This is a genomic window from Nocardia sp. NPDC047654 (assembly GCF_043205035.1).
In the GTDB taxonomy this organism is placed as follows: Bacteria; Actinomycetota; Actinomycetes; order Mycobacteriales; family Mycobacteriaceae; genus Nocardia.
Genome location: NZ_JBIDDF010000001.1, coordinates 733,190 through 750,213, shown reverse-complemented (window position 1 = coordinate 750,213; position 17,024 = coordinate 733,190). Strand labels below are relative to the sequence as shown.

General features: G+C 69.3%; 17 protein-coding genes. 6 read left to right on the top strand and 11 right to left on the bottom strand.

The annotated features are described in order from the left end of the window. Position 1: 1 nt before the first annotated feature. The 4 genes from ACGF7Y_RS03575 to ACGF7Y_RS03560 all read right to left on the bottom strand — a co-directional run bounded on the left by ACGF7Y_RS03575 (position 2) and on the right by ACGF7Y_RS03560 (position 2,909). Entirely contained in the window at positions 2–736 is a 735-nt protein-coding gene (locus tag ACGF7Y_RS03575) for an SDR family NAD(P)-dependent oxidoreductase (protein ID WP_393228782.1), read from the bottom strand. Between the two features lie 74 nt (positions 737–810). Continuing rightward, positions 811–1,401: a TetR/AcrR family transcriptional regulator gene (locus ACGF7Y_RS03570; protein WP_393228780.1), complete on the bottom strand. Its 591-nt coding sequence runs from the start codon at positions 1,399–1,401 to the stop codon at positions 811–813. 55 nt (positions 1,402–1,456) lie between these two features. Beyond that, positions 1,457–1,951 (bottom strand): gamma-glutamylcyclotransferase family protein, encoded by a 495-nt coding sequence (locus tag ACGF7Y_RS03565; protein WP_393228778.1) that lies wholly within the window; start codon positions 1,949–1,951, stop codon positions 1,457–1,459. Between the two features lie 49 nt (positions 1,952–2,000). Continuing rightward, positions 2,001–2,909 carry a hydrogen peroxide-inducible genes activator gene (locus ACGF7Y_RS03560; RefSeq protein ID WP_062973964.1) on the bottom strand — a complete coding sequence of 303 codons (909 nt, stop codon included), beginning with the start codon at positions 2,907–2,909 and terminating at the stop codon, positions 2,001–2,003. Positions 2,910–3,085: 176 nt separating this feature from the next. Here ACGF7Y_RS03560 and ACGF7Y_RS03555 point away from each other — a divergent pair, with 176 nt between their 5' ends. From ACGF7Y_RS03555 to ACGF7Y_RS03545, 3 genes are all read left to right on the top strand, one after another. Continuing rightward, positions 3,086–3,673, top strand: a complete 588-nt coding sequence (locus ACGF7Y_RS03555; protein WP_040867866.1) for a peroxiredoxin — start codon at positions 3,086–3,088, stop codon at positions 3,671–3,673. 95 nt (positions 3,674–3,768) lie between these two features. Further along, positions 3,769–4,308, top strand: a complete 540-nt coding sequence (locus tag ACGF7Y_RS03550; RefSeq protein ID WP_357115914.1) for a carboxymuconolactone decarboxylase family protein — start codon at positions 3,769–3,771, stop codon at positions 4,306–4,308. Between the two features lie 107 nt (positions 4,309–4,415). Continuing rightward, a complete protein-coding gene (locus tag ACGF7Y_RS03545) occupies positions 4,416–5,090 on the top strand; it encodes a PhzF family phenazine biosynthesis protein (RefSeq protein WP_393228776.1) in 675 nt (224 codons plus the stop codon). Between the two features lie 7 nt (positions 5,091–5,097). Here ACGF7Y_RS03545 and ACGF7Y_RS03540 read toward each other — a convergent pair whose 3' ends face one another. From ACGF7Y_RS03540 to ACGF7Y_RS03530, 3 genes are all read right to left on the bottom strand, one after another. Beyond that, complete coding sequence (locus ACGF7Y_RS03540; protein ID WP_393228774.1) at positions 5,098–5,829, bottom strand: anti-sigma factor domain-containing protein; 732 nt, start codon at positions 5,827–5,829, stop codon at positions 5,098–5,100. Next, the gene (gene sigK / locus ACGF7Y_RS03535; RefSeq protein ID WP_245663758.1) at positions 5,822–6,508 is read right to left on the bottom strand and encodes an ECF RNA polymerase sigma factor SigK; all 687 of its coding nucleotides are present in this window, start codon (positions 6,506–6,508) and stop codon (positions 5,822–5,824) included. Before sigK ends, ACGF7Y_RS03540 begins: the two co-directional genes overlap by 8 nt. Positions 6,509–6,571: 63 nt before the next feature. Next, on the bottom strand, positions 6,572–7,255 hold the full coding sequence (locus ACGF7Y_RS03530; protein WP_393228772.1) for a DUF5134 domain-containing protein: 684 nt from the start codon (positions 7,253–7,255) through the stop codon (positions 6,572–6,574). Positions 7,256–7,459: 204 nt separating this feature from the next. Here ACGF7Y_RS03530 and ACGF7Y_RS03525 point away from each other — a divergent pair, with 204 nt between their 5' ends. Then, positions 7,460–7,897, top strand: a complete 438-nt coding sequence (locus tag ACGF7Y_RS03525; RefSeq protein ID WP_393228770.1) for a GNAT family N-acetyltransferase — start codon at positions 7,460–7,462, stop codon at positions 7,895–7,897. A 41-nt stretch (positions 7,898–7,938) separates the two neighbouring features. Here ACGF7Y_RS03525 and ACGF7Y_RS03520 read toward each other — a convergent pair whose 3' ends face one another. Beyond that, a complete protein-coding gene (locus ACGF7Y_RS03520) occupies positions 7,939–9,168 on the bottom strand; it encodes an aspartate aminotransferase family protein (RefSeq protein ID WP_393228768.1) in 1,230 nt (409 codons plus the stop codon). 186 nt (positions 9,169–9,354) lie between these two features. Here ACGF7Y_RS03520 and hrpA point away from each other — a divergent pair, with 186 nt between their 5' ends. Next, positions 9,355–13,473, top strand: coding sequence for an ATP-dependent RNA helicase HrpA (hrpA, locus tag ACGF7Y_RS03515; RefSeq protein ID WP_393228766.1), 4,119 nt, complete (start codon positions 9,355–9,357; stop codon positions 13,471–13,473). Between the two features lies 1 nt (position 13,474). On the opposite strand, the gene nrdR is transcribed toward hrpA, so the two are convergent. The 3 genes from nrdR to ACGF7Y_RS03500 form a co-directional block, all read right to left on the bottom strand. Further along, positions 13,475–13,945: a transcriptional regulator NrdR gene (gene nrdR / locus ACGF7Y_RS03510; RefSeq protein ID WP_040867881.1), complete on the bottom strand. Its 471-nt coding sequence runs from the start codon at positions 13,943–13,945 to the stop codon at positions 13,475–13,477. A 206-nt stretch (positions 13,946–14,151) separates the two neighbouring features. Continuing rightward, positions 14,152–15,405 carry a hypothetical protein gene (locus ACGF7Y_RS03505; protein WP_393228764.1) on the bottom strand — a complete coding sequence of 418 codons (1,254 nt, stop codon included), beginning with the start codon at positions 15,403–15,405 and terminating at the stop codon, positions 14,152–14,154. A 125-nt stretch (positions 15,406–15,530) separates the two neighbouring features. Then, positions 15,531–15,998, bottom strand: a complete 468-nt coding sequence (locus tag ACGF7Y_RS03500) for a hypothetical protein (RefSeq protein WP_393228762.1) — start codon at positions 15,996–15,998, stop codon at positions 15,531–15,533. 269 nt (positions 15,999–16,267) lie between these two features. On the opposite strand from ACGF7Y_RS03500, the gene lexA reads away from it, so the two are divergent. Continuing rightward, positions 16,268–16,996, top strand: a complete 729-nt coding sequence (gene lexA, locus ACGF7Y_RS03495; RefSeq protein ID WP_393228760.1) for a transcriptional repressor LexA — start codon at positions 16,268–16,270, stop codon at positions 16,994–16,996. The last annotated feature ends 28 nt before the right edge of the window (positions 16,997–17,024 follow it).

Genomic DNA, 17,024 nt, shown 5'->3' with positions numbered 1-17,024 from the left:
TTCAGGCCGCCCTTCCAGCGATGAACCCGCCGTCGACGGGGAGGATGTGTCCGGTCGTGAATTCCGCATCGGCGAGATACAGCACCGCGGCCGTCGTTTCGGCGACTTCGCCGATGCGGTTGAGCAGTGCCAGCCCGGCGGAGGCCGGTTCGTCGCCGTCGCCGAACAGCGGCGTGCGGATGATGCCGGGGGCGACCGCGTTGACCCGGATGCCGTCGGCGGCGAGTTCGGCGGCCAGGCTGGTGGTCAGCGCGTGCACGCCGCCCTTGCTGACCAGGGCCGCCGTGGCGGGCAGCCCGGCGAGGGCATGGTCGATCAGCACGGTGCCGATATTGACGATGCTGCCGCCTCTCGCTTGCGCCAGGAATCGCCGCACCACGGCCTGCGTGGTGAAGTAGGTGCCTTTGAGGTTTCCGTTCAGATAGCCGTCCAGATCTCCCTCGGTGACCTCCACAAACGGTTTGGCTCCGAAGGTGCCCGCGTTGTTGACCAGCACGTCCACGCCGCCGAACCGCTCGACGGCGACGCCGACCAAAGTCGCTCCGGTAGCGGCCGCGCCGATATCGCCCGCCACCGTGGCCACTCGTTCCGGCGCGCCGAGTGCGGCGGCCACCTCCGTCAGCTTCGCCTCGTCACGCCCGTTGAGCACGACGTTGGCGCCGCGTTCCACGAATGCCCGTGCGATATCGCGGCCGATCCCACTGGAGGAACCGGTCACGATGACCGTCTTCGCCATCGCTTGTCCTTTCATATACGACCGGTCGTCTTTGAACGGTTGGCCGAAGACGCCGGATGAGTGTGACGCCCTGATCAGGGCAGGAAGTAGTCGCCCAGCAGGCGATCCAGGCACTTGCGCAGCGGGCCGAGGGTGCGATCGATCTTCATCCTGATCACCGCCCCCTCCCAGGATTCGAGCAGCAGATCCGCCAGTTCACCCGCCTCGATGTCAGCGCGGATCATGCCCAGACGCTGCCCCTGCGCGAGTTGCTCGGCGATACGGTCGCGCCACGCGGCCCATGCCTTCGACAACGATTCCCGCAGCAGCTCACTGCCTTCCAGCTCGCCGCCCAGATTCGCGATGAGGCAGCCGCCGGTGAAATCGGACGCGACGAAGTCGTCCATCAGCCGCCCGAAGAACGCCCGCAAACCGCTCACCGGGTCCGGCGCGTCGGCGAACGCCTCGGTCAGGTTGCGTTGGACACAGCGGGAGTGGTGCTCGATGATCGCGCGCCCGAAACTCTCCTTGCTGTCGAAGTAGTTGTAGAACGAACCCTTCGGCACCCCGACCCGGTCGAGGATCTGTTTGATCCCGGTGCCGTGATAGCCGCTGGTCAGGAAACCCGCGGCACCCTCTTCGACCAGAAGCCGCCGAGTGTCTTCGCTGCGCCGTGGTCGTGCCATGCGTTGAATATACGACCGGTCGTCTTGGAATGGCAAGAGACGGTGTCCGTGCGTCTCACGTCGAGGGCCCCGACCATCCCGGCCCGGCCTGATCCGGGAAGCTCGCCGGATCTCGGCGCCACCGCGCGGAGCGAGCGGCGAATTGCGCGAGATGCTCGGCGGCGAACCGCTCCCGCTGCCAATCCGCCGGATCCGCCGCCACCGTCCAGACATAGGTCCACACCGGAACATTCCGGTGCTCGACGCACACTCGGCGCAGGTCGTACTCGTCGTCCTCGAACGCGTCGAGGATCGTCCACTCCGCCGCGGTCAGACCGCTCAGCACCGCACCACGGGTGCGGCCGAGAGGGGCGCCGACCAGCCCCGGGTAGATCCGCCGCGGCAGCGCGGCGGCGCGCCAACCGGTCAGCTCGGCCGGTTCACTCGGCGGGACTCGCCCGAGCAGCGTCTCCAGCACTTCGGGAAACTGCAGCGTGCCGTAGACGAACAGCGCCTCATCCCGTCCGGACAGGCGGCCCAGCCGCCCGTCGCCCCACGCCGCCGATGCCACCTCGCGCCTCCTCTCACCCTGGCTCGACGCGCTCTCCCGGGCTGCGCGGCTACATCGGCCGCTGAGCGCGGACGATGGCGGCCAGATATTCGTAATCATCGGCCCGAGCAGTGGAAGTACGGAAGACCAGGCCGATGGTACGGCCGGGGGCGGGGGCGCCGAAGTGCGCGACATCCAATGTGCCGCGCGCGGTTTCCGTCGCGACGGCCATCTGCGGGATCAGCGTCACGCCGAGTCCACCGGCGACGCACTGCACCACCGTGGACAGGGACGCGGCCCGGGTGTCACCGACGGCGGCCGGGTGCACATCGGCCGAGCGGCAGGCCTCCAATGTCTGATCGCGCAGGCAGTGCCCCTCGTCCAGCAACAGCAGCGGCTGGGCGTCCAGCACCGCCGCCGCGAGATCGGTGCGCCCGGCCAGCTCGTGACCGCGCGGCGTGACCAGCACGAATTCCTCGGTGTAGAGCGGGATCTCGACCAGGCCGGGCATCTCGGTGGGCACCGCCAGCAGCGCGACGTCGAGCACGCCGGTGCGCAGGCCGTCCAGCAACCGGGCGGTCTGGTCCTCGACGATCTGCGGACGCAGCTCGGGTAGCCGCTTGCGCAGTTCCGGCAGCAACCCGGGCAGCACATAGGGGGCGACCGTCGGGATGATGCCCATTCGCAGCGTGCCGCCGAGTCCGTCACCGGTGGCCGAGGCGACGAAGCGGTCGGCGGCCTCCAGCGTCGCCATCGCCTTGGGCAGCAAGCGCATCCCCGCGGCGGTCACGAGCACGCGGCGGGTGCTCCGTTCGATCAGCTGGAGCCCGAGCCCGTGTTCCAGAGCGGCGAGTGCCTGCGATAACGTGGGCTGACTCACACCGAGGCGCGCGGCCGCGGTGCCGAAATGGCGGTATTCCGCGATCGCCACGAACGCACGCAGCTGTGACAGGGTGGGCTGATAAGTCTGATCAGTCACGCCTATCAGTGTAGTGCGACTGATCACCTTTACCTTTTACGCACCCTTGGGCAAGATCGCCGGTGAGCTTTTCCACCGGCGGTGTGAGTGCCGGCCGAGGCGGTGGCTCGTGGAACCGCGACGGCCCCGCAATACCGCAGAACACAGTTGGCAAACAACCTGACGAGGAGACGAGCATGGCCCTGCTGACCATCGGCGACCAATTCCCGGCATACAACCTCACCGCCGTCATCGGCGGTGATCTGTCGAAGGTCGACGCTCAGCAGCCTGACGACTACTTCACCCGGATCACCAGCGACGACCACGCGGGCAAGTGGCGGATCGTCTTCTTCTGGCCCAAGGACTTCACCTTCGTGTGCCCGACCGAGATCGCCGCGTTCGGCAAGCTCAACGACGAATTCGAGGACCGGGACGCGCAGGTGCTCGGCGCCTCGGTGGACAACGAGTTCGTGCACTTCCAGTGGCGCGCTCAGCACGAGGATCTCAAGACCCTCCCCTTCCCCATGCTCTCGGACCTCAAGCGTGAACTGGCCACCGCCACCGGCGTGCTCAACGCCGACGGCGTCGCCGACCGCGCCACCTTCATCATCGACCCGAACAACGAGATCCAGTTCGTCTCCGTCACCGCGGGTTCCGTGGGCCGCAACGTCGACGAGGTGCTGCGCGTGCTGGACGCTTTGCAGTCCGACGAGCTGTGCGCCTGCAACTGGAAGAAGGGCGATCCGACCATCAACGCCGGTGAACTTCTGGCCGCCAGCGTCTGAAATACCCCTTCGCACCCGGGATTCGGGTACGCCCCACATCATCGAGAAACGACCCGGTCCCCGTACGGGGCCGCATCGAGTAGAGGAATCGCCGAATGAGCATTGAGAACCTGAAGAACTCCCTTCCCGAGTACGCCAAGGACCTCAAGCTCAACTTGTCATCCATCGCGCGCACCACCGTGCTGAACGAGCAGCAGCTGTGGGGCACCCTGCTGGCGTCGGCGGCCGCGACCCGGTCGACGACCACGCTGCGCGAGATCGCCGAGGAAGCCGCCGACGTACTGTCGGCGGAGGCGTACAACGCCGCACTCGGCGCCGCCTCGATCATGGGCATGAACAACGTGTTCTACCGAGGCAAGGCGTTTCTCGGCGGCCGCTACGACGACCTGCGGGCGGGACTGCGCATGCAGATCATCGGTGCGCCCGGCGTCGACAAGGCCGACTTCGAACTCTGGTCGTTCGCGGTCTCCTCGATCAACGGCTGCGCGCACTGCCTCGAGGCGCACGAGCACACTCTGCGCGAAGCGGGCGTCTCGCGCGAGGTGATCTTCGAATCGCTGCGCGCCGCCGCCATCGTGGCCGGTGTCGGCCAGGCGGTGCAGTCGACCGAGGCGCTCAGCACGGCCGCGATCTGATTTCGCTCGAAAAGAGGCCCCTGTGCTGCGGCGGGGGCCTCTTTCGCGTCCCCGATGTGGTCCGGCCGACAGCCCCCGGCGGGGGCACACGGGTAGGCTCGTCGAGCATGAGCACACAGGTTGATGTGGTGCGAGTGTTCACCGACGCGGCCGGGCGCTTCGGCAACGAGCTGGGTATCGCGCGGGCGGCCGACGTAGCCGCGGCCGATCGGCAGGCGCTGGCGGCCAAAGCCGGCTACAGCGAGACCGTGGTGGTCGAGGAGCCGGTCGACGGCACGGTCTCGGTGCGGATCTACACCCCCACGGTGGAGCTCCCGTTCGCGGGACACCCCTCGGTGGGGACCGCGTGGTGGTTCGCGTCCCAGGGCATCCCCGTGCGGACCCTGGCTGTGCCCGCGGGCCCGGTGGCGGTGGAACTGACCGAGGGATTGACCTGGATCACCGCTCGCGGCGAATGGGCTCCGCCGTTCACCTTCCATCAGCTGGAGGACGCCGAGGTGCTGGCCACCCTGCGCCCGGACGAGTTCCCCGGCGGCCCGCACTACCTGTGGGCGTGGACCGACGAACATCGCGCCGTCCTGCGCTCGCGCATGTTCGCGCCGACCATGGGGATCTCCGAGGACGAGGCGACCGGAGCGGCGGCCGTCGCGTTGACGGCCTTGCTGCGCAAAGGCCTGGTCATCACTCAGGGCAAAGGCTCGCAATTGTTCACCCGGTGGGACTCCGACGGGTGGGTGCACCTGGGCGGCCGAGTCGTCGGCGACCAACCGGTGGAGATCTAGACCCCGCTCAGGGCAGCGTGACGCCCACGATCGGATCGCCGCTCGGTACGTCGGAACCGCCGTCGGGTTCGACGCTCACCGCGAGGACGTCGCCGGAGCGGAAGCCGGTGACGAACGGCCGATCGGTCGAGGGCAGGTCGCTCAGCACCCCGGCCGAGCGGGCTTGCCCATCGGAGCCGACCAACCACATCTGATACACCCGACCCGAAGGCGGCGGCGCGACCCGGTCGAACACGACGACCGCGCGCCCGAGTTCGGGCGAGGCGTCGACGACGAGCACACCGCCGCCGGTGAACGAGCCGTTCACCGTCCGCACACCCGGGTGCACCTGCACCTGGTCGGCAGCGGCCGGATCGGACGGCGAGCCGATGAACTGCGCGGTCAGCACGCTTGCACCGAACACCAGGCTCGCGACGGCCGCGATCGGCACAGCCCAGCGCAGCGGCCGCCGCCACGCCGAAAGGCGCGTGACGGATGGCCCGGCGGGCTCGTCGGGCAGCGCGTCCAGGATGCGGCGTTCCAGCTCCGGCGGCGGCGCGAACTCGTCGAGCACGGCAAGCCGCCCCATGACGTCGCGCACCTGCCAGACGGTGTCGGAGAATGCCCGCCGCACGTCCGGGTCTGCGGCCGCGAGGCGGGCATCGATATGCCTGCGCTCGATATCGGCGACCGCGTCCAGCGCGCACGGGTAGGCGAGGTCGATGAGGTCGGCCTCCGACCGTGGCGAGGCGTCAACCATCGGTGCGTTCCCCGGACAAACACTTCTCCAATCTCTTCAGCCCGTCGCGGATGCGGGTCTTGATCGTGGGCAACGGCACCGAGAGGTGATCGGCGACCTCGCGATAGGTCCACCCGCTGTAGTACGCCAGCGCGATCGCCTCACGCTGGGTGGGGGTCAGGTTCTGCAGGCAGCCTGCCACCTGTTGCTCTTCGATGCGCTGGGTGACCGATTCCGCGACGACGTCGTGGTCGCGGCCCAGATGCTCGTGTGCGTAGACCAGGTCCCGGCTGGTGGCCGAACTCTCCGCGCGGACCCGATCCACCGCCCGGCGATGGGCGAGCATCATCAGCCAGCCGACCGGACTGGCCAGCGAGGCGTCGTAGCGGTCGGCCATCGACCACACCTGGAGGTAGACCTCCTGGGTCACCTCCTCGGCGGCGGCGTGACTGCGCAGGATCCGCACGGTCAGACCGAACACCCGCGGGCTGGTGAGCTGATAGAACTCGGTGAACGCGGCACGATCACCGGTGCCGGTGGCGGCGAGCAACGCGGCGAGTTCACGGTTCGCCCGGGTGGCCTGGGATCGGTCGTAGCCGGTCGGCAGCGGGCACGCGAGCGCCGGGCCATCGGATTCCTCTCTCGCGCGTGCCGCGGCGCCCGATCGGTGGGGTGAAGCAGAACCGTGTTCGTTGCTCATGGCCGAATCCCGTGCCTGCATGCACAGGGGTTCGGTATGCGGGCGGACCCGGATTGGTCGCGGTCACCGAATGATCACGGCCACCAGCATGTAAGCGGTGCCGGCGTCCATCACCACGTGCGGCACCGCCGCCCACGGTTCGGCGGGCCCGGTGAGGGCGGCGACGCAACCGCCGGAACGCGCGAGCAACCTCAGCGGGCCCGACGGCCGCGCATGCACCCAGCCGGTGCAGGCGGCGACCGCGACCAGGAGTGCGTCGAGGAGGAACAGCGCGGCAAGACCGAGCGTGGGCCCGACGGCCGGGCCGCCGACGTGGCCGGAGGCGGTGTGACCGGACATCGCGTAGAGCATCGCCGCGGCGGCGGCGATGTGGTAGCCGAGCGGGACCAAGCGGTCGATCGGCAGCGCCCGCCCCTGGGTGGCGTGCTCGGCGGCGCGCAGCATCAACAGTCCGGCGAAGACCACGACCATCGCCGTCAGCACGCCGCGCAACGCGTGCGGGCTCGCGCCCGAGGGGAACACCAGCATGCCGAGCATGACCAGGCACATCACCAGATGGGCCGCGTCGGACTCGGAATGCCCGGCCGCGCCATCCCGGGCGGAGGAAGAATCCGGCAACGCGTCGACGGGATCGGCGGACGGCACCGCGGGCGCCGCCACCCGCGACAGCACGATCACCGCGGCGACCACGAACGCCGCCACCGCCGCCCACCGCAACGCGGCATACTCCTGCACGAACTCCGCCACACCCCACCACCTCTCAGCACGGCGACCACGGTCGTCGCCCTCCCATGCTCGCATCCGGAAGGGGTGGCGGTGCCCCTTTTCGATTCGCCCACATCGCTGATCGGCCGCCTCTGCGGCAATCGACCAGCATTTCCGCACCGAGAGCGCTACTTCCGGCAGCGCCCGGCCGAGACAGACTATGCCGCAGTCCGTTACGGCGACGAGATGAGGCGCCCACTTCGAGTCACAACCTGCGGCCGCGTCACCCGCCCCGGCGAACGTTCCCTAGAAGGCTCGCATGAAAACGACCAGTCGGGTGGCGCGAGCGCACTGCGTCATCCGGATATCACGTTCTGGACCGGGTGGGACGGTGCGCCACCGGCAGGGTGCGCCGCGCTGAAGCACCTCGACGACGGCCACGCCGGGATCGAGTCCATGCGCACCGTGGCGACCCATCGAGGTCGCGGCATCGCTTCCACCTTGCTGCGCCATCTCATCGCCGAGGCCACCGCGCGCCGCTACCGGCGTCTCAGCCTGGAAACAGGCGTGCAGGACTTCTTCCGGCCCGCCCGCCTGTACGCCGCCCACGGCTTCGGCTACTGCTCGCCGTTCGGCGACTACCGTCCCGATCCGCACAGCGTCTTCATGACCCGCGCGCTCTGACCTCAGGCCCGGTGCCTGCAGGCCGATCATGTCGCGGTGGATCACATATCGTTCAGTGCACGGGTGAACCCGTCGACGAGTTCGGCGATCTGGTCGTCGGTCATGATGAAGGCCGGAGAGATCTGCATGGCCCCCTGCCCCGCGGCGCGACTGGATATCCCGTGCGCGCGCAGTGTGTCTACCAGCGGCAACCCTTCGGCGGGGTCGGCCAGCTGGATGGCCGCGACGGCGCCGAACCCGCTGCGCACCTCGGCGACCCTGGGATGTCCGGCGAGCACCGACAGCTGCTCGTGCAGGCTCGCCTCCACGCGCAGGGCGGCCTCGAGCAGGCCTTCGCGCTCGATGATGTCGAGATTCGCCAGCGCGGCGGCCGCCGCGCCCGCGTGTCCGCCGTAGGTGTAGCCGTGCCGCCACCAGACGCCGCCTCCGAAGAACGGCTCCGCCACGCGCGGGGCGGCGAAGACCGCGCCCATCGGGAGATAACCGGAGGTCAGTCCCTTCGCGGTGGTCATCAGGTCGGGTTCGAGCCCGAGCCGGGACGAGGCGAACCACGCTCCGCCGATGCGGCCGAAACCGGTCACCACCTCGTCGGCGACGAACAGGATGTCGTGGTCGCGGCAGATGCGCCGGACTTCGGCGAGGTAGCCCGCAGGTGGCGGATACACACCGCCCGCGCCGATGACCGGTTCGCAGAAGAACGCGGCGATCCGTTCGGCGCCGACCTCCTCGATCAGCGCGAGCAGGGCTTTCGCGTCGTCCCACTCGACGGTCCGCGCCGCGGGCATCAGCTCGCCGTAGCCCTCCCGATTGCCCGGGAGGCCCGCCAGCGCCGTACCCGCTACGTGCATGCCGTGATAGGCCATTCGCCGCCCGACCACGATCGTCTTGCCCGGCTGCCCGAGTTCGTGCCAGTAGCGGCGGGCCAGCTTGGTCGCGGTGTCGACGGAGTCGGAACCGCCCGAGGTGAAGAAGATCTTGCTGCCCGGCACCGGGGCGAGGACGGCGAGCCGCTCGGCGAGTTCCTGGGTGGCGGGCTCGGTGATGTCGCCGAAATTGGAGTAGTGCGCGATCGTGCGCAGCTGGGCGGCCACCGCGTCGGCGATCTCGCCGCGCCCGTGGCCCACGTTGGCGAACCACAGGCCTGCGGTCGCATCGAGGTACCGATTGCCCGCCTGGTCGAAGACGTAGACGCCGTCTCCGCGAGCGACCACGAACGCTCCGTCCCGCTCGACGGCGCCCATGTCGGCAAAGCCATGCCATAGCGCGTTCATGTCTCCACCTTTACCGGTTCCCGGGTCGTGGTCCACTCCCGGCCGTCATGGCGCCGTGCACACCGCAAGACGGCGCTGATCAGCGCATGTCAGCGGCCGGGACGGAGCTTCAGTTCCCACTCGGCTACCGGCCGCGGTGGCTGGTGGAAAAATTCGCCGGCGGATTTCGCTAGGCTGGTCGATGCAATGACCAGGACAGCCGCCACCGACTCCCGCGAACTTCGCACCCGCTTGGCGAATCTCTCCCTTCGCGACGAACACCGGTTGCGGCGCAGGCTCGACAAAGCGCGCGGCGGCGACCTGGGCGAGGTGGAAGCCGAGATCGCGGCCGCCGAACTGCGGGTCGAAGCGCGGCGCGCGGCGGTGCCGGAGATCCGCTATCCGGAGCAGCTGCCGGTCACCGCCCGCCGCGAGGACATCGCCGCCGCCATCGCCGAGCACCAGGTGGTGATCGTCGCGGGCGAGACCGGCTCCGGCAAGACCACCCAGATCCCGAAGATCTGCCTCGAACTCGGCCGCGGCATCCGCGGCACGATCGGGCACACCCAGCCCCGCAGGCTCGCCGCGCGCACCGTCGCCGAGCGGATCGCCGAGGAGCTGGGCACCGAACTCGGCGACGTCGTCGGCTACACGGTGCGGTTCACCGACCACGCCTCCGAGCACACCCTGATCAAGCTGATGACCGACGGCATCCTGCTCGCCGAGATCCAGCGCGACCGGCTGCTGCGCCGCTACGACACGATCATCATCGACGAGGCGCACGAACGCAGCCTCAATATCGACTTCCTACTCGGTTACCTGAAGCAACTGCTGCCCCGCAGGCCCGACCTCAAGGTGATCATCACCTCGGCGACCATCGATCCCGAGCTGTTCGCCCGGCATTTCGCGGACGAGGAAGGCACTCCCGCACCGATCGTCGAAGTCTCCGGACGCTCGTATCCGGTGGAGATCCGCTACCGGCCACTCTCGCTGGAACTTCCGGGCGCCGCCGGAGACGAAGACGACGAGGACACCCGCATCGTCGACCGGGACCCGGTGGACGCGATCGGCGACGCGGTGACGGAGTTGTTCGCCGCGGGTGACGGCGACGTGCTGGTGTTCTTGTCCGGTGAACGCGAGATCCGCGACACCGCGGACGCGCTGCGGGATCTGAAGCTGCCGCGCACCGAGATCCTCCCGCTGTACGCCCGGCTGTCGGCCGCCGAGCAGCACCGCGTGTTCGCCTCGCACACCGGGCGCCGGGTGGTGCTGGCGACGAATGTCGCGGAGACCTCGCTCACGGTGCCGGGCATCCGGTACGTCGTCGACCCGGGCACGGCGCGGATCTCGCGCTATTCCATGCGGACCAAAGTGCAGCGGTTGCCGATCGAACCGGTGTCGCAGGCATCGGCGCGGCAGCGCTCCGGGCGTTGCGGTCGCGTCGCCGACGGCATCTGCATCCGGCTGTATTCGGAGGACGACTTCGAATCCCGGCCCGTCTTCACCGATCCGGAGATCCTGCGCACCAACCTGGCCGCGGTCATCCTGCAGATGACCGCGCTCGGCCTCGGCGACATCGAGAACTTCCCGTTCGTGGAGCCACCGGACCGCCGCGCCATCCGCGACGGCATCGCCCTACTCGAAGAGCTCGGCGCCCTCGCGCGCCGGGACGGAAAGTCCCGGACGGACGGCGACGGCGCGACCGCCCTGACGCTGACCCCGATCGGCCGCGACATGGCGCAGCTGCCGGTCGACCCTCGCATGGCGCGGATGCTGGTGGAGGCGCAACACACCGGTTGTCTGGCCGACGTGCTGGTCATCGTCGCGGCGCTGTCGATCCAGGATGTCCGGGAACGGCCCGCCGAGCAGCAGCAGGCAGCCGACACCAAACACGCGCGCTTCACGGTCGAGGGTTCCGATTTCCTGGCTTACCTGCGGCTGTGGGACTACCTCGGCGGGCAGCGCAAGTCGTTGTCGTCCAACCAGTTCCGGCGGCTGTGCCGGGAGGAGTTCCTGCACTACCTGCGGATCCGGGAGTGGCAGGACCTGCACGGGCAGCTGCGCACGATCACCAAGGGCCTCGGATGGTCGACGCGGGGACAGGACTCGGCGAGCCCGGCGGAACCGGACCGAACCGAAGCGGCCGCGCCGGACGGCAAGCAGGGCAACCGATCACGCCGCGGCCGGTCCACGCGCGGGGGCGACGGGCGCCCCGGCGCCGAACGTGGCCGGGGCGCCACCGCGGCGACCGTCGCGGACAACGACGGACTCCCCTGGGATTCCACCGCCATCCACCAAGCGCTGCTGGCGGGCATGCTGTCGCACATCGGCGTCAGGGAAGCGGAATCCCGCGAATTCCTCGGCGCGCGCAACGCCAAGTTCATGATCTTCCCCGGCTCGTCGCTGGCGAAGAAGCCGCCCCGCTGGGTGATGGCCGCCGAACTGGTCGAGACCTCACGGCTGTGGGGCCGGATGGCCGCGAAGATCGAGCCGGAATGGGCCGAGCGGCTCGCGGGCGACCTCGTCAAACGCGTCTACTCCGAACCGCACTGGTCGGCCAAGCGGGGCGCGGCGCGCGCCTACGAACGTGTCACGCTGTACGGGATTCCGCTGGTCACCGGCAGGCCGGTGGACTACGGCCGGATCGACCCCGAGTTGTCGCGGGAGTTGTTCATCCGGCACGCCCTGGTGCAGGGCGAGTGGCAGACCCGGCACGAGTTCTTCCACCGCAATCGCGCGCTGCTCGACGACGTGGCCGACCTGGAGCATCGTGCCCGCCGCCGGGACATCCTGGTCGACGACGAGGTGCTGTTCGCGTTCTACGACGAGCGCCTGCCCGCCGACATCGTCTCGGTGCGTCACTTCGACAGCTGGTGGCGCACCGCACGGCGGGCAGATCCCGAGCTGCTGGATTTCTCCACCTCCACCGTGGTCAACGAAGGCGCGGCCGCACTGGACCCGGCGGCTTTCCCGGACTCCTGGCGCCAAGGCGAACTCGCTTTCCCGCTCTCCTACCAGTTCGAGCCGGGCAACGAGGAGGACGGCGTCACCGTGCGGATCCCGGTGGAACAGCTCGCCCACGTCCGCGCCGTCGGCTTCGATTGGCTGGTGCCGGGCATGCGCGACGAGCTGGCCACCGCTCTGATCAAGACGTTGCCGAAGACATTGCGACGCAGCGTCGTCCCCGCACCCGACTTCGCGGCCGCCGCCCTGGCGGTGCTGACCCCGCGGGCGGAGCCGCTGCGGGCCGGGCTCGCGCGCGAACTGTCCCGGCTGGGTTCGGTGTCGATCGCCCCCACCGACTTCGAGGTCTCCGCACTGCCCGACCACCTGCGCATGACTTTCGCGGCCATCGGCGACGACGGCACCGTGCTCGCCCGGGACAAGAGTCTCGCCGCGCTGAAAACGCGCCTGGCCGAGCAGGTTTCCGCCTCTGTCGCCCGGGCCACCGCGGGAGCCGAACGCCCGCCTGCCACGGTGTGGACCTCCGAATCGCTCGGCACCCTCGCGCCGACGGTGCGGCGCGAGGTGGCGGGGCAGACCGTCACCGGATACCCGGCGCTCGTCGCCGAGGGCGACGGCGTGGCGGTCCGGGTGCTCAGCTCCCCCGCGGAGCAGGCCGCCGCCATGCGCCTCGGCACCAGAGCGCTGCTGCTGCACACGCTGCCCGCTTCGGCCCGAAGCTCCACCGCGGGCCTGTCGCCCGCGGATCGCCTTGCCCTGAGCCAGAATCCGTACGGCTCGCTGGAGGCGCTGCTCGACGACTGCCGCGCGGCCGCCGCCGACGAACTGCTCGTGGCCGCCGGCGGGCCGGTGCACGACCCGGCGGAGTTCGACGCGCTCGTCGCGCGAATCCGTCCGGATTTCGCCGCCACCGTCGCTCGTTACGTGCGCCTGGTCGTGCCGGTGCTCGCGGGCGCCCACCAGGTTTCGGTGGCGCTGGCGCGAACGAGCGAGCGCGACATCGCCGAAGACGTCCGTCATCAGCTCGACAACCTGGTGTTCCGCGGCTTCGTGTCCGAAACGGGCGCGGCCAGGCTGCGTGAGCTGCCGCGCTACCTCCAGGCGGCGGTGGCGCGACTGGAGGCGTTGCCCGGCTCGGCCGTTCGCGATCGGCAAGGCATGGCCGAACTCGATCGGGTGCTCGCCGCCTATGACCGCTTGGTCGCGTCGCTCCCGCAGAGCCGCAGGCACGCGCCCGCGGTCACCGAGATCTGGTGGATGATCGAGGAATTCCGCGTCAGCCTGTTCGCGCAGAAGCTCGGCACCCCGTTTCCGGTGTCGGCCAAGCGAATCGAGAAGGCGATCGCCGCGGTGCGGCGCTGAGTCAGTCGGCGGCCGACAGCGCTTCGGCGCGCGCCTGGCGCATCTCCCGGATCTCGCGTTCGAAGTCCTCGGCCGAGGTGAACGACCGGTAGACCGAAGCGAACCGCAGGTAGGCCACCTCGTCGAGATCACGCAGCGGGCCCAGGATGGCCAGCCCCACCTCGTGACTGGGCACCTCGGGAGATCCCTTGGCGCGCACCGCGTCCTCCACTTGCTGCGCCAGCAGGTTCAGCGCGTCGTCGTCGACTTCACGACCTTGGCAGGCCCGGCGCACACCCCGGATGACCTTTTCCCGACTGAACGGCTCGGTGACGCCGCTCCGTTTGACCACCGACAGGATGGCGGTCTCCACGGTGGTGAACCGCCGCCCACACTGCGGGCAGGCGCGACGCCGGCGGATGGCCGCGCCTTCGTCGGCCTCGCGCGAGTCCACCACCCGGGAGTCGGGGTGTCGGCAGTACGGGCAATGCATCCGAGAAATCCTTCGTCGATGCGCGTGCTCGCGTCCGGACCGGGCACCGATCGGGGCGATCGGTCCGGCGAGCCCGTGTACAGAGGTCTATACCCCGGCACCAGACATTCCTCGTGCGACACGCGGAATACCTGCATAACACTTCGAGGATACCCGTCCGGGTTCCCGAATTGCCGCACTCACCCCCGCTGCCGGACGCGGCTTCCTCATCCGGCGATCTGCCAGTGCGCGGACAGGTCGGCGAGAAGGTCCGGCAATCGGGCGGCGAGGCGGCCACGGGCCAGTTTGTCCCAGAACGCCTCGCCGAGGACGGCTCCGGCCACGGCGGGGTCGGTCTCCATATCTACATGGCGGGGCACCAGGTCACCGGTGATGTAGCGCCAGCGCGTCTCGCGATCGGCCCAGTTGAAGCCGGGCAACGGCACCCGCAGCGCGAGGCTGCGGCCACCTACCTCGGCGCCGACCACCGTGGGGGCGAACACGCCGGGCGCGCGGACGCCCGGCACTCCGGGTTTGCCCGCGATGGTGCTGACATAGGTGAGCACGCGGCCGATCGGCGCCCGGCCCGCCGACGTCTCGTCCCACTGGTCGGCGACGACGTGGTTCTGTTCCCGATCGGTCATCCGGATCAGCGCGTCGATGTAACCGTCCCTGGTGCCCGAGGCGATCGACTGCCACGCCGCGTGGATGTCATCGTCGAGCACACCCGCCGCGTACATCTCGTCGATCCCTCGCATGCCCAGCGCGACGTAGGCTTCGTGCATCGGCACCAGATCCGTGAAGATGTGCTTCTGCATGATCATCAGGCGGGTCTGATACCAGGCGACGTCCGCGGCGCTCAGGCGGGAGCCCTCGGTGGCGAGCAGCCGGATGTCCTCCGGCAGCGCCCGCGTCAATTCCGGCGGGGTCGCGCGCAGCAGATCGGCGACCGCGTCGCCGAGCCGATGGATGCCGGGCACGTCCAGGACCACGCCCACATCGCCCATGTCGAAGAATCCGGACGCGAACGATCCGCCCGCGATGCCGGCCAGCCCCGCCCAGTAGAACTCCGGGTGGCGCGTGGCCAGCCGCAGGTAGTTGACGTAGACCTGGTTGAAAGTGCGTTCGTTCGCACGCGGGCCCTGGCCGGGATCCCACGCCGCCAGATCGATATCGGCGTTCCCGGCGGCGATCACCAGCCAGTACTGGTGCAGCAGTGTCGCGTAGCGGCGCGGCGCCACACCGTCGGCCCGTACCTGCCGCAACGCCTCGGCGAGATCCGATTCGTTCAGTGGCAGAGCGGGACCGAGTCCGCCCGCCCCCGCACCGTCACCGTTGACCGAGGGCAGGTCCAGATAGGCCATGTACGCGGGTTCCGCCCGGGCGACAGATGCTGCGCCGAGTCCGAGGACCAGACAGAGGGACAAGGCGGCCGCGCGGATGAAGACGCGAACCGAGCGGCCTGCGCTGAGGAGTGTCATGTGCTGAAAGATCCCGACATCGTTCGGGCGGTGTTGCCCGGATCACGTTTTCAGCACGGTAGCAACACGTTCTAGTTTGTCGATCAACAATTCCGGCCGCCCAGGGTGGCCGAATTCCCTTCCACTCAGCGCGAAATGCCACCCACCGGCGCTCCTGGGCCGTCCACCACCGCCGGTACCGGCCGACCGGCATCACCGCCCCACTCGCCTGCCCGCACATGCGCCAGGGCGATCAACCCCGCCACCACCAACGCGGTGACCAGCGCGGTGACGGCGAGGACGGCGAACCCGATCTGCGCTTGCTCGACCCGGCGCATCGGGTGTTCACCATGAGCACGCCGCCGCGCGAGCGGTCGCGAACCCCGGTCGTAGGCGACCGCGCCCGCACGGGGACGCGCCCCGGGCGGGCGCCGATCGGCCGCGGATCGGTGCGCGGGTGTCAGTGCGCGGGCACGCGCATCACACAGCAACCGCCGGGCGGTCTCGTAGCCGAGATCGTCCCGATCGGGATCGGCAGGGCGCTCGGGTTGCGCGACCGCCGAGCCGAGAGAAGGGGTGACATCGCTGATCGCAGTGCTCATCGCAGTGCTCATCGGACAAACCTCCGTGGGTAGGTGCTCCGTCGGCGTTCGAGCTGTTCGAACACGTGTTCAGTAGCTATTCGCTCATGTGTTCGAAGAACTGGTGTTCGATTTCTACCACGCGTCGCCGACAAAGTCAGCAGGAACACCCGACATGCGTCGAACAGATGTTTGATCCAGCGGCGCGACCGGACTAGATTCGAAGAACCGAAGACACGACAGGCCATGAGGACACATGCCGGGCACCGACCGGCCTGGCACAGCAGGAAAGGGCGGTTGCGGTGAGGCAGACGGACGACACGGGTGACGAGACCGAGAGCGGCGCCGACGCGGCGGGTAGCGGAGCGGATCTCACCGTGCGTCAGCGCAAAGTGCTGGAGGTGATCCGCTCCTCGGTGAGCGAGCGCGGCTACCCGCCGAGCATCCGGGAGATCGGTGACGCCGTCGGGCTCACGTCCACCTCGTCGGTCGCCCATCAGCTGCGCGCCCTGGAGCGCAAGGGCTACCTGCGCCGCGATCCGAATCGGCCACGCGCCGTGGACGTCCGGGGTCTGGACGAGGTGGTGCGGTCGGTGACCAGCCTGCAGGCCGCGGCGGTCGACGACGGTGAGATCACCGTCGACGTCGACCGTCCCGTCCCCACGTTCGTCCCGGTCCTCGGTCGCATCGCCGCCGGTGGCCCGATCCTGGCCGAGCAGGCCGTGGAGGATGTCTTCCCGCTGCCGCGCGAGCTGGTCGGCGACGGTTCCCTGTTCCTGCTGAAGGTGGTCGGCCAGTCCATGATCGACGCGGCGATCTGCGACGGCGACTGGGTGGTCGTGCGACAGCAGAACGTTGCCGACAACGGCGACATCGTCGCGGCGATGATCGACGGGGAGGCCACGGTGAAGACCTTCAAGCGCACCGGCAAGGACGTCTGGCTGATGCCGCACAACCCCGTCTTCGAGCCGATTCCCGGTAACGACGCCCAGATTCTCGGCAAGGTCGTCACGGTCATCCGCAAGATCTGACGGTTTCATTGGAACGACGAACGCCGGC

Coding starts and splice junctions, on each gene's coding strand:
- ACGF7Y_RS03555 (WP_040867866.1), top strand. CDS start 3,086: ATGGCCCTGCTGACCATCGGCGACCAATTCCCGGCATACAACCTCACC.
- ACGF7Y_RS03570 (WP_393228780.1), bottom strand. CDS start 1,401: ATGGCACGACCACGGCGCAGCGAAGACACTCGGCGGCTTCTGGTCGAA.
- nrdR (WP_040867881.1), bottom strand. CDS start 13,945: ATGCATTGCCCGTACTGCCGACACCCCGACTCCCGGGTGGTGGACTCG.
- ACGF7Y_RS03500 (WP_393228762.1), bottom strand. CDS start 15,998: ATGAGCACTGCGATGAGCACTGCGATCAGCGATGTCACCCCTTCTCTC.
- ACGF7Y_RS03525 (WP_393228770.1), top strand. CDS start 7,460: ATGAGGCGCCCACTTCGAGTCACAACCTGCGGCCGCGTCACCCGCCCC.
- ACGF7Y_RS03550 (WP_357115914.1), top strand. CDS start 3,769: ATGAGCATTGAGAACCTGAAGAACTCCCTTCCCGAGTACGCCAAGGAC.
- ACGF7Y_RS03505 (WP_393228764.1), bottom strand. CDS start 15,405: ATGACACTCCTCAGCGCAGGCCGCTCGGTTCGCGTCTTCATCCGCGCG.
- ACGF7Y_RS03575 (WP_393228782.1), bottom strand. CDS start 736: ATGGCGAAGACGGTCATCGTGACCGGTTCCTCCAGTGGGATCGGCCGC.
- ACGF7Y_RS03540 (WP_393228774.1), bottom strand. CDS start 5,829: ATGGTTGACGCCTCGCCACGGTCGGAGGCCGACCTCATCGACCTCGCC.
- ACGF7Y_RS03545 (WP_393228776.1), top strand. CDS start 4,416: ATGAGCACACAGGTTGATGTGGTGCGAGTGTTCACCGACGCGGCCGGG.
- hrpA (WP_393228766.1), top strand. CDS start 9,355: ATGACCAGGACAGCCGCCACCGACTCCCGCGAACTTCGCACCCGCTTG.
- sigK (WP_245663758.1), bottom strand. CDS start 6,508: ATGAGCAACGAACACGGTTCTGCTTCACCCCACCGATCGGGCGCCGCG.
- ACGF7Y_RS03520 (WP_393228768.1), bottom strand. CDS start 9,168: ATGAACGCGCTATGGCATGGCTTTGCCGACATGGGCGCCGTCGAGCGG.